The sequence below is a fragment of the Hymenobacter telluris genome, assembly GCF_017313265.1.
Classification (GTDB): domain Bacteria; phylum Bacteroidota; class Bacteroidia; order Cytophagales; family Hymenobacteraceae; genus Hymenobacter; species Hymenobacter telluris.
Genome location: NZ_JAFLQZ010000001.1, coordinates 153384 through 169616, shown reverse-complemented (window position 1 = coordinate 169616; position 16233 = coordinate 153384). Strand labels below are relative to the sequence as shown.

Here is a 16233-nt window from a genome sequence, read left to right as displayed (position 1 = left end):
AAAATTGGCCGTTCAACGACTCCAAGTACGATGGTGAACGGTCAATTTTTACTTCCTAATTCTTATCATCGGCGCTGGGGCCATAGAGGCCGGGCACGGGAATATCGAGCAGGCGCAGATACACCGTTAGTTGCCCCCGGTGATGGATGCTGTGGTTGAGGCCCATAATGCGGAGGGCGGTACCCTTGGGATGGTCGAAGATGACCTGCTCACCGCGGTGCAGTTTGAAATTATGAGTCAGATGCTCGTTGGTACTGGCCTGTAGTTCCTTCCGCAACGTTGTGCTGTACTCCTCAAAACGTTCCAGCAGTTCGGCATGGCTCGTAGGCGTTGGGCCGGGTTTGGGCGCGTTTGGGTCGAGGAAGTCGCGCGAGTCGTGGGTGACAAAAAGCGTCTTGAAGGCTAACAGATTGACCACGTGGGTAGCTAGCTGCCACAAGCTCATGCTTTTAGGGTGCGGCTTGAAGTCGGCTTGGTCGAAGGGCACCCGTTCAAGAATGCGGCGGGTACTGGCTAGCTCATGGTGGAGTTCAGCCAGAATGTTCTGTTGGAGGGAAGAAGTATACATTGCTGATGATGTGGAAAAGCAGGTGTAAGCCCAGAAGTAACACGAGCACCGAAAACTTAGGTGCTCGTGCAAGAATCTAAAATCAATTGACATTATTTTCTGGTGGCGGGCATGCCTGCATTGGGGGTGGCGGGCGGTGGTGCCAGCGTTTCATCGGCATCCTCGCGGAGCTTGCGGCCACGGAGTTGGAGCAGGAATATCAGCCCCAGAATGAAGAACACAATCAGGGCCAGAATGCTGTAGCGCATATTGCCCCCCATTATCTGCGAGATACCGCCAAATACTACCAGGCCAATTACGATACCTACTTTCTCGGTTACATCGAAAAAGCTGAAGTAAGCAGCAGAGTTGGGCGTATTTTCCGGAATAATCTTGGAATAGGTGGAGCGCGAGAGACTTTGTACGGCGCCCATGGTGAGGCCGATTACGGCTGCCAAGGCGTAGAAAGTCCAGCCAGCCTGCACGAAATAGCCGGCAATACAAATCAGCATCCAGATGAATACCGCCCAGCTGAGGGCGCGCGTATTGCCAATGCGCTCCGAGAGCTTGGCGAATAGATAAGCGCCCAGAATGCCTACAATCTGAAGTAATAGAATGGTGATGATGAGCGACTTACTATCCAAATGCAGTTCTTCGTCGCCGAACAGCGTGGCCACGTACATTACCGTTTGCACACCCATGTTGTAAGTGAAGTAGGCCAGTAAGAAACGCTTTAGGTTGGGCTGATGCTTGGTTTCTTCCCACACTTTGCCCAGTTCCCGGAAACCGTTGAGCAGCCAACCCGACTCGGAAGCGGCACCCGCGGGGCGGCCTCGGTCGGGTGGCAGCGTGAAGAAGGGAATCTGGGCGAAACCGGCCCACCAAACGCCGGTGAGCAGAAAGCTGTACCGGGTGGCTTCGCCCGCAGTAAGCCCAAACATAGGCGTACCCGACAGTGTGGGCCCCTGAATCAGCATCAAGCACATGACCAGCAACAGCACCGACCCAATATAGCCCATAGAAAAGCCCCGCGCCGACAGAGAATCGAACTTCTCTTCCGAGGAAATATCGGGCAGGTAGGAATTGTAGAAGACGATAGAGCCCGAGAAGCCTACTGTTGCCATGATAAATACAAACACGCTGATGGTGAATGTATTGGGCTCGAAGAAATACAAGCCCGCGCAGGAAATGGCCCCGATGTAGCAGAAAATCTGGAGGAACAGCTTTTTGCGGCCCGAGTAGTCAGCTAAAGAAGTGAGCAGCGGACTGATAAGGGCAATAATTAGGAAGGCAGCCGATACCGAGTAGTTCTGCAACGACGTGCCGGGAACGTGCAGGCCCAGAAATTCCACTGGCGACTTGCCGCTGTCGGTGCCCGTAACGGCCTTGACCATGGAGCCCCAATAGATGGGGAAAATGCTGGAAGTAATTACCAGCGGATACACCGAATTGGCCCAATCATAGAAGGTCCAGCCGGTAGTGATACGCTTGTTGTCTTTGGGAATGTCGGCGGCGGTGTGGGCGGCTGGCGCCGAAGGAGCAGTAGGGATTGGGGTCATGAAATAAGGAATAGCAGCGTGGCAACGAGTAAGTAACGGGTTTCCAAGGTTCAGGTTGGGGTGGACCCTATCGGCCCATTCTTCCTGCACATCAAGAAGGCGAATTATACCATCTTATTACAAAGTAATTCTACTGCTCAGCGACATTAATTAATCATTTATTAACAAATAACTATATTTAATAAACAGTATTTTTGCGTCCTCACTTTACTCGCTATGAACAACTTTACCCCCTCTCTCTTTACAAGTTGCCGCTTTGCGCTGGCGGTACTGGCATGTACGAGCCCACTGCTGGTGGCCTGCGACAAAGACAACGACGAACCCGCCACGGCTTACGGCCCCAAGGTGCAAGTAGGCAGCGGTACGGCCCGCAGCTTTGTGGCTACTGACGCCAACGGCACCCCCACCGAAATTGGCGTGGCCGTGTCGGAGGCTTCTTTGAACAGCCTGCCCGCCACCCCGGCTATAGGTACCATGTACGACGTAGCGCTACCCACCGCCAAGGCCACTGCTGCAATGCCATTCGACCACATTTCGCTTGACTGGAACCCTACCGGCCACGAACCAAATCAGATTTATACGCTTCCGCATTTTGATGCCCACTTCTACATGCAGCCTACCGCAGTGCAGCACAGCATCACGCTCGACGACCCGAAAGGCGACATTTTTCCGGCGGCCAGCAAACTACCAGCTGGCTACATCACGCCACCTAACGTTGCGCCGGGCCGTACCGTGCCCATGATGGGCCGCCACTGGGTGGACCCCACCAGCCCCGAATACGCCCCTAGTGGCACTTTCTCGCACACCTTCATCTATGGCACCTACGATGGCCGCGTTACGTTCATTGAACCTATGTTCACCAAGGCCTTGCTAGTACCGGGCGTCAGCATTGAACAGGCCATCAAGCAGCCCGCTGTGTATGAGGTAACGGGCAAATACTTCCCCACCACTTACACCATTCGCCACGATGCCGCCGCTCACGAGTATATCATCTCGCTGAAAAACATGGTAATGCGCTAAGCAATGAACGGTTTCAGAAAGCAAAAAGCCGCTTTGAACAAAGCGGCTTTTTGTTGCATTCTAATGTGGCAAATGCGGAAAGTTAGCCCGCATCATGCCCGCATATTCAGCTGCGTCGAAGGCCGCTTGCTCCCAGACCTGCCGCGCCCGTGCTACGTACCGTCGTGCTTCCGTCTTGGTCATGTGTAGGTCGGTAAGCGTAAGGCGCAGGTCGGTCGGCGTCATTCCGTCGATATCCAGAGAGGCGGCGAAGCGAATTAGCTTGAGAGTTTCCAGAAATTCGTAGCGGCGCTGGCGTAGCGGCGGGCGGTTCAGGCCGTATGCCCGGATGCAGGCCACACCCCGCGCAGACAAGTTCTTCTCCACGGCTACGTGCCGATTAAAGGTCAACTCGGTGGCCGGGTCGGTGCGGCATGGGTGGGGCAACAAAGGCCGCTCCTGCCACAATTGGTCGTCGTGTTGGCGGGCACGCCGCGCGGGGTTCAGTAAAGGGAACCAGTTACTTTTGTGGCGGCGGTTACAAATTTCGCAGCTGTATAGCAGGTTCGACCACTCATATGCCAGCCAGTAGTAACCTGGCTTTTCCAGAGCCGATTTCGGCTGCTGCCGCACTCCGGCCTTGGGACGGAAGTGCTCTACATCGCCAAAGCCCGTGGCCTCAAATTTCGATTCGCAGTAGCAGCACTTGCCGCGTTGATCGGCAGCCAGCGCGGCTTTCACGGCCGCCGCCCCGTAGATGGCGGGCTTGGCAACCAGTTGTTGGTTACGCGGCACCTGACAAGCAGCCGGGTCGGCGGCGAAGATACCTTCCAACCGCTGCCGGTCGGCGGTACCCAACGTGGTGAGCATGGCGGGCGCGGTGGCCCGCTTCCGGATTCTGATCATGCGGGCAGCTAGTCAAGAAGGTCCTGTTTGCCCAGCTTGCGAGCCAGCTCACGCAGCACGTCAGCGGCTTTGCGCTCGGGTTGTGAGTCGCCCACTGGCTGCATGTTGTCCCATTCGTTTAACTCAGTCAACTCCTTCTTCTCGCTGGCTGAAAGGCGCGACTTCGCCAGCAGCGCATCACGGCGCTGGAGTTTCTTCTCCGTATCAGGCGAATGGGCCGGCACTTCGTCGAACAGTTCGCTGCTCAGAATCTGATCCAGCCGCCAGCTGCGCACGTCGGGCAGGTCTTCGCCCTGGTACACGATGGTCTGGTCGCCTTCACGCTTAAGCAAGACGACGTTGGCCCCGCTGGGCTGGTCGCCGGCGGCTTGTACCACCAACGGGCTATGAGCGGTAGCTATGAACTGCGTGTTCTTGAAGATACCACTCAGGAAGCCGATGAGCTTGCGCTGCCAGCTGGGGTGCAGGTGCAGGTCGATTTCGTCGATGAGCACAATGGCTGGTTCTTCCAGCGGATTAGGGCTGTCGGGGTAGCGAATAAAGAGCTTGCTGGCGAAGTCCGTTAGCCACACTGCCAGCGTCTGGTAGCCCAAGCTCATGTCGCGCAGGCGTACCCAGCCGTAGGGAGTATGAAATTGCAACCCTTGTTCAGGATTACCGCCTGAAGTCGCAGGGGAAACTTTTATCATATCTACATCCTCTAACACCTTGAGCAAAGCAGTATGTAATTGTATAAAATTCTGTTTAGTACGCCTATCATATGAGTCAGATTTAACACGATAATCAGCTTGCAAAAACCACTCTTCAGGATTAAGTAAATCTGCCTTATCGTTAAATAAACTTATGCATGTATCGGCCATATCCTGTACTTGCCCTAGTGTAGAATTACCTATTGATCTTCCTGCACCATAACCATAGCAAATTATCGTTTTTGCTTCGGGATAATCTTTATCCATGAACTCATTAGAAGATCTAAGTTTAGAACTAGGACTTAGAAATTCCAATATCATTCCTATTTCACGAGATGCTTTTTCCAACCAATCCGGATCAGAAAGTAATGCACCACCACGTGCAGTGAAATACATGAAAGTCGGCTTCTCACCTTTATTTCTTCTCAACTGCCACTCTGGGCGACGAAAGCTAAAATAAGCTGGACCATATTTACCAGCCGGTGGCGGTTGTTCAGTTGGCATTAATGCCGCCAACGACTTCAAAACCGTTGTTTTACCCACCCCATTATCACCAAGAATAATCGTCCATTGAGCGGGACGGCCGTCGGGGCGGGCGAAGGAAATCGTCTGCTTCTCGCCGAAGCTGCGCACGTTTTCCAGGCTAAGGGAGAGGAAGTAGGCGGGCGGCGGGGTTTGCGTCTTTTCAGGCATAATGAATGGGCAAGGAAGCCAAAGTGCCCCAAGTTCGATAATTCGCCACAGTAGTTGCAACACAAGGCGGGCAGCCATGCTGCCCACAAGCTGCTACTTGGCTAGCAGCGCCGCATACTGCTCAGGCGTATCCACATCAATGGCTCCTTCCGGAAACGGCACAGTGGCTACCAGTTGCGGATGCTGTTTCAGGAGTTGATTGGCGCCAGCGGCGTCGGGTAGCTGATGAAGTAGCGGCAGTGCTTCGGCTCCGAACAGAACCGGCACTCCGCGCACCTCACCGTACTGAGCAGCTACAATCGGCTGACCGGTGGTGTTGTGCGCAGTCAGTAATTGCTGTAATAAAGTCGGCGTAACAAATGGCTGGTCGCAGAGCATAACCAGTACGCTGTGCAAAGCAGGGCCTTTGTTTTCCAACGCGGCGAGGCCCGTTTTCAATGAAGCGCCCATGCCTAATTGCCAGGTATGGCAGCGCACCGTTTGTACCAGCAACCCAGCAAGTTCTGGCAATAACTCTTCGTGCAAAGCCCCCGTCACCACTACCACCGGGGTACCAGCTGCTGCCGTTACTGCGGTTTCGGCGGCGCGGCGCAGCAGGGTTTGGCCTTGGTATTGGAGTAGCTGCTTGGGCTGACCGAGGCGCGACGAAGACCCGGCTGCCAGCAAAATAATAGCCATAGACATACCGCCGCGTTAGTTTACAAACCACAAACGGCATCTACCCGACCCTCCGGAACCAATGCAGCATTGGAATGCAGAGAAGGATGAATAGGATGCGGCGAGTCGCGCAGGAAACCCGCGGGGCGGCCGGCCAGCACGGCTTGGATTTCGGCTACCACCGACAGCGCTATTTCCTCGGGAGTTTCGGCACCGATGTTGAGGCCAATTGGGCTGTGTAGCCGAGCGGCTAGCAATTCGGCTGCTGCAGGCTCCTGCTTGTGCAAATCGGTGAGTAGCCGCTCGTATTTCTTGCGGGGCCCCAGCAGGCCGATATAGCGAGTAGGTGCGTGCAATAAGTGGCGCAGCACTGCCAAATCGTAGTAGTAGTTGTGGGTCATGAGCAACGCAAAACGGGCATCGTGGGGCTCGTTTTGCACTTCGGCCAGCGGCAGCACCCGTACCTGCTCGGCTTCGGGGAAGCGCTGGGGCTGGGCCTGCGCCGGGCGGCCGTCCACCACTTGCACGCGCCAGCCCAAGCCAGCGGCCAAGCGCACCAAAGGCTGCACGTCGTTGCCGGCTCCGTACACCGTGAGACGTACCGGGGGGCGCAGAATTTCCAGACTCACCCGCACCGTACCCGCACCCACCGGATAGTGCCGGGTGGCAGGTTGGGCCGCCTGCAACGCGGCGCGGGCATCGGCCAGAATGGTGTCGTAAAGCTCAGAAGCAGTTGGGAGAGTGCCTTGCACGGTGCCATCCGAAAGCAAAAGCAGCCGCTCCCCTACTTGGGCGGCTACGTCGGTACCGGCTAGGCTGAATACGGTGGCTACTACGGCCGGCGCTTCCACGCCTTCCGCCCAGCGGCGCAACAGTTCCAGCGGGTTGTCGGGGTTGTTGAAGTCCAGCGGTTCCAGCAATATCTGCACAATGCCCTGGCAGCCCAGCGCGGCCCCAAATTGCAAGTCGTCGTCGGGGTCGGTGGAGTCGTAGGTAACAACGGTGGGACGGCCCTGCCGGATGGTGCGGCGGGCGCGTTGGCGGGCGTCGCCTTCGAGGCAGCCCCCACTGATGGCGCCCGTTAGTTGGCCGTCTTCCGTCACCAGCATCCGAGCACCGGGGCGCCGGTACGCCGAGCCTGCCACGTCAACCACCGAGGCCAGCGCACAGGCGCGGCCAGCAGTCCGGTGTTCGTCGTAGGCTATAAGAAGTCGTTGAAGCTCAGTCATATTTCAGTTGTCAGTTGTGAGTTGCCGGTTGTGAGTTACCAGTTGTCAATTGGAAGTCCTCTCAACTGACAACTGGTAACTCACAACCGGCAACTCATTATACCGCCATAGCGCCCATTACTTTATCGGGGGTGATGGGCAGGTCACGGACTCGCTTACCGGTGGCGTGGAACACGGCATTAGCCACAGCCGCCGACACGCCTACCATTGAAATTTCGCCGATGCCTTTCACGCCCATGGCATTGATGTACGGGTCGTGCTCCTCAATAAATTCCACGGTCATTTCCGGAATGTCGGCATTAACGGGAATGTGGTACTCGCCGAGGCTGGCATTGGTGTAGCGGGCGAAGTTTGGGTCGCGGAAGGTTTCCTCCATCAACGCCGCGCCAATGCCGAAGATGCTGCCACCGATAATCTGGCTACGGGCCGTTTTGGCATTCAGAATTCGGCCGGCCGCGTGCACGCTCACCCAGCGCGTGACGCGCACCGTGCCGAACTCGGCATCAACGCGCACCTCGCAGAAGTGCGCCCCAAATGAGTGCATCGAATGCCCCGCCATATCGTCCTGATGGCCGGAATCAGCGCCGCCCGCGGCCAGCCCCGACTCGTAGCCGGCGCCGTACTTGCCGTTGCCCGTGCCTTCGATGTCCGACATTTCGTTGCGCTTCATCAGGGCCATGAAGTCCTCGCCTTTCTGCTTGTTGGTCTTGAGCACCATGCGGTTTTTCTCCACCACCACGTCCTCTAGCTTGGCCCGGTACAGCGGCGACTTTTTATCGGCAATAGCCAGCTTTTTCAGCTTCTGCCACACCTCCTGCGCCGCCACATACACCGACGACGAAACCGTACCACCAGCCACTGAGCCGCCCGAGTTGGGGGCCGTAGGCAAACGCGAGTCGCCTAGTTCGAACCGCACTTTATCGGGCGTAAGGCCCAGCGTATCGGCGGCTACTTGCGTCATGACGGTGTAAGTGCCGGTGCCCAGGTCGGTAGCGCCGCTTTGCACCACGGCGTGCCCATCGGCGTAGAGTCGGACGCGGGCCGTGCCTTGCGAGTTGTGCACTGGGTATGATGCCGTAGCCATGCCGTAGCCCACCAAGTACTTACCGTCGCGGGTGGCACCGTTTTGGGGGTTGCGCTTGCTCCAGCCGAACAGCTCAGCGCCGCGGGCGTAGCACTGCTTCAGGCTTTTGCTGCTCCAGGGCTTGCCGTTGGTGGGGTCCTTTTCGGCATAGTTGCGCAACCGGATTTCCAGCGGATCGATGCCCAACTGGGAGGCTATATCGTCCATGGAGCACTCAATGGCAAACGAGCCGGGCGCTTCGCCGGGGGCGCGAGTAAACGTGGACGTCATCACGTTGGCGCGGGCCAGCTTGTAGCTCGACTCGAACGTGGGGCAGGCGTAGAGCAGGTTGATGATGCGGCTGTTGGGCTCGGCGTAGTTGTCCCAGGGCGAAGTGGTAGAAGTTTTTTCGTGCACCAAAGCCAATAACTTGCCCTCCCTGGTGGCCCCTATTTGCAGGGTTTGAGTTTGGTCTTCGCGGTGGCCCATGCCCGTAAACATCTGCTGGCGCGTGAGCACCAGCTTCACCGGCCGGTTTACAGCCTTAGCGGCTTGCACCGTGAGCACCGTATGGGGCCAGCTAGACCCTTTGCAACCGAAACCGCCACCCAAGTATTTGGTTACTACCCGCACCTGTTCCAGCGGCAGCCCCAGCATTGTGGCCAACGACTTCTGGGTGCGCGTAATGCCCTGCGTAGACTCGTACACCGTCAGGCGGTCGGGGGCTTCCCATACCGCCGTGGTGGAGCCCGGCTCCATAGGGTTGTGGTGGTTGATGGCGTGGGTATAGGTGGCCGTGTGCTTGACGGGCGCGGCGGCCAACGCAGCCCGCGCATCGCCGCGGCGGGTGAAGCCATCGGTTTTGCCATCCTGCACCTTTTCAGGGTTGAAGAGTTCAGCTTTGGGGTCTTGGTAGGAAGCCAGGGGCTTTTCGGCGGCGTATTGCACCCGTACCAATGAGGCCGCATGGGTAGCCCGCTCAAACGTATCGGCTACTACCAGCGCCACCGGTTGCCCGGCATAGTGCACCGTATCAGAGGTAAGCGGCAAAAAGCCCATGGGGGCGCCAATGGCCTTTTTACCTTCGGGGCTGTTGGGCGTTTTGGCGAGCTTGGGCAGGTTTTGGTGCGTGAGTACGGCCAACACGCCGGGCTCTTTCATAGCGGCCGTCGTGTCGATGCTCTGGATTTTGCCTTTCGCAATTTCACTGCCTTTCAGCACCCCATATACCAAGCCTTGCTGCGGAAATTCGGCAGAATAACGCGCTTTACCGGTCACTTTATCGTGGCCGTCAACGCGGTTGAGCGGCTGGCCCACTACCCCACCGGTTCCGGGGCCGTTGGTTTCAAAAAATCTAGGTTCAGTATCCATGAGCTTGGATGCAACACCAAGCGCTTGCTCGGTGAATCGTTAAACGATGTCTGGTATAAGGATGCCCTAAATGCTGGTGGCACAAGCCGCAGTAGTTTGGGGTTACGCTGCTATTTCCTGAAAGGCCCGCACAATGGCTTTCTGCACCATATCCACTTTGAACCGATTATGCTCTCGTGGCGAGGCCCCGCGCACTGCTACAGCGGCCGCCAGTTGAAAACTGGCTTCGGTGGCGGGCTTACCTACCAGCAGCTTTTCGGCTTCCAGGGCACGCCAGGGCTTGGTGCCCACGCTGCCCATAGCAAGGCGCGCCGACCGAATCTGGCCGCCTTGCACATCGAGCCCCACCGCCGCCGACACCAGCGCAAAGGCGTAGCTGGCCCGGTCGCGCACCTTCACGTAGTGCGACTTACGGGCGTGAGCAGCAGCGGGCACCGTTACGGCTACAATCAATTCGTCGGGCTCCAGCACGGTTTCGCGCTGGGGTGTGGTGCCAGGTAGCAAGTGAAAATCGAGGAGCGGAACGCGGCGCTGCTTGCCTTTGCTGTTTTCCAGGAGCACCACCGCATCCAGCGCAACCAGGGCCACGGCCATGTCGCCGGGGTTGGTAGCAATGCAGGCCGCGCTGCCACCCAAAATGGCTAGGCCGCGGTTGTCGCCGGTTTGGGCGGGGCAGCCGGAGCCGGGGTTGCGTTTGTTGCACGGAAACGCCGTGTCGCGGAAGTACGAGCAGCGGGTGCGCTGCATCAGGTTGCCGCCAATGCTGGCCATGTTGCGCAACTGCGGCGAAGCACTCAGCAACAGCGCCTCCGAAATAGCCGGAAATTGCTGCACTACCAGCAGGTTTTCGCCCACGTCGCTCATGCGTTCCAAGGCCCCGATACGCAGGCCGTCCGTGGTTTCACTGATGCCTTTGAAGGGCACCATGTTAATATCAACCAGCTGCGGATGCTGCTCCACGTTGAGCTTCATCAAATCAAGCAGCGTAGTACCCCCGGCAATGAAAGCCGATTGCACACTGTTTTTGCGGGCGCCAGTAGCTTCTTTGGCCGTAGTGGCCGTGGTGTAGCTGAAGTTGTTCATGAAGTAGTATCAAGTAATGAGTAGGGAGTAATTAGACTGCAATGAAAGTTGTAGTAGCATGACCGATTATTAGCATCCTTGTCTCACTACCAACTACTTACTACTAGCTACTCTTTGCTACTTCGCGCACGGCGGCGGTGATATTGGGGTAAGCGCCGCAGCGGCACAGGTTGCCGCTCATCCACTCCCGCACCTGGTCGTCGGTGGTGGCGTGGCCTTCCTGCACGCAAGCCACCCCCGACATAATCTGGCCGGGCGTGCAGTAGCCGCACTGAAAACCGTCGTGCTTCACGAAAGCGGCCTGCATGGGGTGCAGTTCCTCGCCCTTCGCCAAGCCTTCGATGGTGGTAATTTCCTTGCCTTGATTCATTACCGCCAAGGTCAGGCAGCTGTTGATGCGGCGGCCATCTACTAGCACGGTGCAGGCACCGCATTGGCCATGGTCGCAGCCTTTCTTACTGCCAGTTAGGTTCAGGTTTTCGCGCAGGGCATCCAGCAAGGTCACGCGGGGCTCGGCGCGCAGGGTACGGGTGGTCCCGTTTACGCGCAACGTCATTTCCGACACGCCCTCTACAGTTTTAGAGTAGGCCGTCAGGCGCTCGGCCTGGCTCACCAGCGGCGGCGTGAGGGCCAGCCCCAAGATGCCGCCGGCCTGCTTCATAAAGGAGCGCCGCGAACCATCGTCGGGGCGGGCGCCCGATGGCGTTCCGGCAGAATCGTCGGGAGTGGTATAATTTGACATGAGGAGAAAAGAAAGAATACGAGCCGACCATTGGCAGCCCAGCAAGCCAGAAACGCAACAAATAGCTTACCGCTGAAATAACCCGAGTATCGAACAGAGGTTTAGCTGATTTCAGTTGTATTTGAGGCGTTTCCGCTGGTGTACCGCGCCGCGGAAAGCCAACTATTTCGATACGGCATCTTGCTGCGCTGAGTTTATCGAAGTAGCTGAATAGCAGGAATTATAGTGCCTATAACTGCTATATAGCTGCTGCACTTAGCAGTTATAGGCTCTAAACGAAACAACCCTTCCGCCGATGGGCAGAAGGGTTGCAATACTTTAAGAAGCAGCAGGCTACTACGAACTAGATTTATCCATCTTCATTTTGCCCTTGCCTTTCTTGTTGTTCATTTTCACTTTACCGTCGGAGGCTTTCACTTTTTCCTTCTTGGAGTTCATTTTCATCTTGGTCGTGTCGCCTTGAATGGGTGCACCCTGAGCAAAAGCAGGCGCTACAGTACCGAGCAAGAAAGCAGAGAGGACAGCGGTGAACAGTGCTTTTTTCATGACAAATGTTGTGAGAGGGAAGTGTGGGAAAAGCAACCTGAAAGGCTATTGCGCCAAACAAGCCAGCGCAACAGCCGAGCCATCTACGCAAGTGCCGTACTGCAGGTTGTACCCCATGCTCAGTGGCAGCTTTGCTCCCAGAAAATCCCCTTCACATACCAGCCTACACTCAGCACTTACCCATTAGCGCAAAGTACAGAAAGCCAAGTGGTTTATAATAGCAGCCAGCCAGCCCAACGCTTACTCGGTGGGCAGGCCAGCAATGCCTTTGCTATGACGACGCCAGCAGTACCAGGCCCAGCGCGTAGGAAAATAGCCACTGGCAAGGCTATAAGACTTATGACAGGTGCGACGCAAATGAGCGCGCTCGGACAGACGTAACAGGTTCGGACTCATAGGTAGTATATTCTGTAATTACGCAAGCCATACCTGATTGGATTGAACTGCCTAGATACAAAAATTTGCCCGTTGATTCCACTAATTCTCCACATGGGCGCTGAGGAAATAGCTCCTGTACCCCAACAACCAAGTCGAGTAGCATGCTTATGCTGCACCAGCAGTCGTGCCAGGGTCTCAGGTAATAGGGCAGTTCTCTTTCTCAGTTCCTGTTTGCCTGTTCAAGGTGTAAGAACCCAGGAACCGCATAGAAAAGGGGCCATTTATTGATGCGCAAACACTTGTGGTTTGCGCAGCTTACGGGCCATATGCTTCCGGAACCGGGCCACAGCGTGGCGGCGCGTTTCGGCCAGGTGGCGCTTCGGCTCGGCCAGCGTTGCAACTGGCAATTGAAGCTCAATTGCTAGCATTGCTTTTGCGCGTTCAATGGTATCCGTAATAGGGTCATAGCCTTTGGGCCACTGCTCCTTAGGTAGGTCACGCCACGACTCATACGGATAGGGAGGAGTATCAACAGCTAATACCCACGAAAAGAAGGAACGGAACCAAAGGGCCAGTGAATTCATGACCTCTGCTTAAATAGATGTAACGATATACAAACATAATTATAAGCCTATCAATAACAACATATTTTACAATAATAATGGAATATTATAATCATGTAGAATACCCCAGAATATCATACTCACATTCATATCGAAGAATGATGGTTATACAGTCACTTTAGGCTACGTATAGCTAGTGGCAAAACACCCTATGCTCTTACCGTATAGCTGACTACAGCTTACTACTAGGCCAGGAAATGGATATTCTTACTCAATTCCAGCCAGCCTATGTGCATTACAGCCAGCTAAAGAACCTCATACCCGACCTTTCGAAGATTTCGTGCTACGAAGTTGACTTATCACTTGGGTGTGCCACCAAAAGCAAAAACCCCGTTTCTGATTCAGAAACGGGGTTTATTGTAGAGAGGATGGGATTCGAACCCACGATGAGCTTTAGACCCATACACACTTTCCAGGCGTGCTCCTTCAACCACTCGGACACCTCTCTAGGTGCGGTTAGCGGGCACAAAATAGCACCCGATTTTTTGGATACGCAAGCTGTGCCCGCAACAACCTTTCAATCTAGCGTGATTTCGCCGCGCAAGTCGTGGGTGAGCAGGCGGCTGGTTTCCACGGCGGAGCCACCCAGACCCAGCACGAACATCAGCTTGGCAATAGCGGCTTCACGAGTAATGTCGTCGCCGCCAATGATGCCGAGGTCGGTGAAGTGGGCGCTGGTTTCGTAGCGACCCTGTATCACGCGGCCTTCCTCGCACTGGCTGACGTTGAGGAACTGTACGCCCCGGTCCCGCGCCTCGCGCAGGCAGTTCAGAAACCAGGTGGTGGTAGGCGCGTTGCCGGAGCCGTAGGTTTCGAGTACGCAGCCGCGCAGGCCCTGTGCTTCTAGTTGGGCCCGAACCATGCGCTCGGTCAGGCCCGGATAGAGCGACAATAGCGTTACTCGGTCGTCGAGGTGCTGGTGGGTGTGCAGGCGGGCGGCGGGCAGCAGCCTAATCTGCTTGTCGTTGAACTCCAGCTCGATACCGGCGCGGGCCAAAGCCGGGTAGTTTTCCGAGCGGAAGGCGCTGTACTGCTGGCTTTCCACTTTCTTGGCCCGGTTGCCCCGGATGAGCACGTCGTTGAAGAAGATGCACACCTCTGGCACCCGCACCGTGCCGGCCGCAGGATGGCGCGCTACGGCAATTTCCAGCGCCGTCATCAGGTTGCGGCGGGCATCAGTCCGGACGCGGCCCACTGGAATCTGGGCGCCGGTGAACACCACCGTTTTACCCAGGTTTTCGAGCAGGAAGCTTAGGGCCGCCGCCGAGTAGGCCATGGTATCGGTGCCGTGCAGCACCACAAATCCGTCGTAGCGGCTGTAATTCTCCTCGATGATGGCCGCCATTTTGTACCAATCATCGGGCGTGACGTTGCTGGAATCTATGGGCTCCCCTAAGCTCACCACTTCCACGTGCATGTTAAGCTGACTTAGCTCCGGCATTTTTGCCCGAATCTGCTCGAAGTTTGTCGGGACCAGCTCGCCCTGCTGGTTGTAAGTCATGCCGGCCGTGCCGCCGGTATAGATAACAAGGACGGCGGTTTGGGGGCGGTTATCGGGAGAAGCCAAAGCGGATACAGTTGGGATGGAAGCGCCAAGTTAAGGACGTCCGGCAACCTATGTGCGCAGCGTACCGCCAGGAGTTTATACGCAGCAACAGGATAGTGCAGAACGGCTGGGTTAGCTGAAGCCCCCATCTTCGACACACCACCAGCCTTCTAGCTCTGAATAGCTCCTTGAAATCCAGATACCCGATGATACGACGAAACTGGCTCCTCTTAACAGCGCAATTTATAGTGCTGGTCGTGCTGGCGTCGTTCAGCGCCCGGCAGCCGGCCAAACGCTACGATATTGCCGCCTACGGAGCCGTAGCCGACGGGCAGACGATTAACACTCAGACGATTCAGGCTACCATCGATAAATGCTCGGCGGCGGGCGGTGGCACGGTGGTGGTTCCCAAAGGCACGTTCCGGACGGGCGCCATCTTCCTGAAACGCGGGGTGAACCTGTTGATTGAAAAAGACGGCGTGTTGAAAGGCTCGACCCGGCCCGAAGATTACCCACAGGTAGCCACCCGTTGGGAAGGCACCGAGCAGCAGTTCACGGCGGCGCTACTAAACGCCACCGACCTGACCAACGTTACCATCGAAGGCGCGGGAACCATTGATGGCTCGGGCGAAGAATGGGTGGAGCTGGCCCGGCAGGCGCGACTACAGGAAAAGGGCGCCGTCTCTACTACCGCGCCCCGCCGGGGTCGGCCGCGGCTGATTTGCTTTCAGAACTGCCGTAAGGCGCGCATTGCCAACCTCAAATTGAACAACCAGGCGGTGTGGGGCCTGCATATTCTGTACTGCACCGGCATGGTAGTAGAAAACCTGACCATCCGGGCGGCTCACAACATTCCTAGCTCCGACGGCATTGACGTAGATTCCAGCCGCGACGTGCGCATCAGCGGCTGCGACATTGACGTGAACGACGACTGTATCAGTATCAAATCGGGCAAGGACGCCGACGGTCTGCGGGTGAACCGGCCGAGTGAGGACATTCTCATCGAGAAAACCCGCTTCGGCTACGGGCACGGCGGCGTGGCCATGGGCAGCGAAACTTCGGGCGGCATCCGGCGCGTGACGGTGCGCAACTGCGTGGCCGAGGCCGACAACTGGGCCCCTATTCGGTTTAAGTCGCAGCCTAGCCGCGGGGGCGTGGTGGAGGATATTACCTACCGGGATATGGTGCTGCGCAACACCCGTCAGGCTTTCGAGTTCAACATGGAGTGGCGCATGGTGCCGCCTGTTGCCCCACCCGCGCAAGTGCTACCCGTGGTGCGCAACGTGAAGCTGATTAACATCACCGGCACCGTTACGGCGGGGGGCCGTATCCACGGTCTTAAGGACAGCCCAATTGAAAACGTCAGCTTCCGGAACTGCGTGGTTACCGCCCAAAAAGGACTGGTGCTGGAAAACGTGCGCGGCTTGGATACCAGCGGCCTGAAGCTAACGGTAGCCGAGGGCGAAGCCATTGTGCGGCGCGATGCGCAATAGAAAGTACTGTCAAACCCCGGCTTGGCACAAAGGAACTGTCATTCCGACCCAGGAGGAATCTGAGTGGAGTTTTACGATTTCACCCAGATTCCTCCTGCGTCGGAATGAC

The 16233-nt window shown here is 56.7% G+C and carries 14 protein-coding genes and 1 tRNA gene; 2 read left to right on the top strand and 13 right to left on the bottom strand.

Translation table 11 applies throughout. The features are described from left to right. Positions 1-55 precede the first annotated feature (55 nt). Positions 56-568, bottom strand: a complete 513-nt coding sequence (locus J0X19_RS00700) for a DinB family protein (protein WP_206979959.1) — start codon at positions 566-568, stop codon at positions 56-58. Between the two features lie 92 nt (positions 569-660). Then, entirely contained in the window at positions 661-2106 is a 1446-nt protein-coding gene (locus J0X19_RS00695; RefSeq protein WP_206979958.1) for an MFS transporter, read from the bottom strand. A gap of 216 nt (positions 2107-2322) precedes the next feature. Between J0X19_RS00695 and J0X19_RS00690 the strand changes: the two genes are divergently transcribed. Next, positions 2323-3126, top strand: coding sequence for a DUF5602 domain-containing protein (locus J0X19_RS00690; RefSeq protein ID WP_206979957.1), 804 nt, complete (start codon positions 2323-2325; stop codon positions 3124-3126). 60 nt (positions 3127-3186) lie between these two features. On the opposite strand, the gene J0X19_RS00685 is transcribed toward J0X19_RS00690, so the two are convergent. The 11 genes from J0X19_RS00685 to J0X19_RS00635 form a co-directional block, all read right to left on the bottom strand. Next, positions 3187-4011 (bottom strand): HNH endonuclease family protein, encoded by an 825-nt coding sequence (locus tag J0X19_RS00685; RefSeq protein ID WP_206979956.1) that lies wholly within the window; start codon positions 4009-4011, stop codon positions 3187-3189. A gap of 8 nt (positions 4012-4019) precedes the next feature. Continuing rightward, entirely contained in the window at positions 4020-5471 is a 1452-nt protein-coding gene (locus J0X19_RS00680; RefSeq protein WP_206979955.1) for an AAA family ATPase, read from the bottom strand. Positions 5472-5486: 15 nt separating this feature from the next. After that, entirely contained in the window at positions 5487-6071 is a 585-nt protein-coding gene (locus tag J0X19_RS00675) for a nucleotidyltransferase family protein (protein WP_242581781.1), read from the bottom strand. A 20-nt stretch (positions 6072-6091) separates the two neighbouring features. Beyond that, a complete protein-coding gene (locus J0X19_RS00670) occupies positions 6092-7279 on the bottom strand; it encodes an XdhC family protein (protein ID WP_206979953.1) in 1188 nt (395 codons plus the stop codon). A gap of 97 nt (positions 7280-7376) precedes the next feature. Further along, positions 7377-9713, bottom strand: coding sequence for a xanthine dehydrogenase family protein molybdopterin-binding subunit (locus tag J0X19_RS00665; RefSeq protein WP_206979952.1), 2337 nt, complete (start codon positions 9711-9713; stop codon positions 7377-7379). Between the two features lie 102 nt (positions 9714-9815). Next, complete coding sequence (locus J0X19_RS00660) at positions 9816-10796, bottom strand: FAD binding domain-containing protein (protein ID WP_206979951.1); 981 nt, start codon at positions 10794-10796, stop codon at positions 9816-9818. Positions 10797-10899: 103 nt separating this feature from the next. After that, on the bottom strand, positions 10900-11538 hold the full coding sequence (locus tag J0X19_RS00655) for a (2Fe-2S)-binding protein (RefSeq protein ID WP_206979950.1): 639 nt from the start codon (positions 11536-11538) through the stop codon (positions 10900-10902). Between the two features lie 336 nt (positions 11539-11874). Continuing rightward, positions 11875-12084, bottom strand: a complete 210-nt coding sequence (locus tag J0X19_RS00650; protein ID WP_206979949.1) for a hypothetical protein — start codon at positions 12082-12084, stop codon at positions 11875-11877. 659 nt (positions 12085-12743) lie between these two features. Beyond that, on the bottom strand, positions 12744-13046 hold the full coding sequence (locus J0X19_RS00645) for a hypothetical protein (RefSeq protein ID WP_206979948.1): 303 nt from the start codon (positions 13044-13046) through the stop codon (positions 12744-12746). A 399-nt stretch (positions 13047-13445) separates the two neighbouring features. Continuing rightward, positions 13446-13533 (bottom strand) — tRNA-Ser (locus tag J0X19_RS00640). Between the two features lie 69 nt (positions 13534-13602). Then, entirely contained in the window at positions 13603-14652 is a 1050-nt protein-coding gene (locus J0X19_RS00635) for an asparaginase (RefSeq protein ID WP_242581774.1), read from the bottom strand. A 185-nt stretch (positions 14653-14837) separates the two neighbouring features. Between J0X19_RS00635 and J0X19_RS00630 the strand changes: the two genes are divergently transcribed. Continuing rightward, positions 14838-16124 carry a glycoside hydrolase family 28 protein gene (locus J0X19_RS00630; RefSeq protein ID WP_206979947.1) on the top strand — a complete coding sequence of 429 codons (1287 nt, stop codon included), beginning with the start codon at positions 14838-14840 and terminating at the stop codon, positions 16122-16124. The last annotated feature ends 109 nt before the right edge of the window (positions 16125-16233 follow it).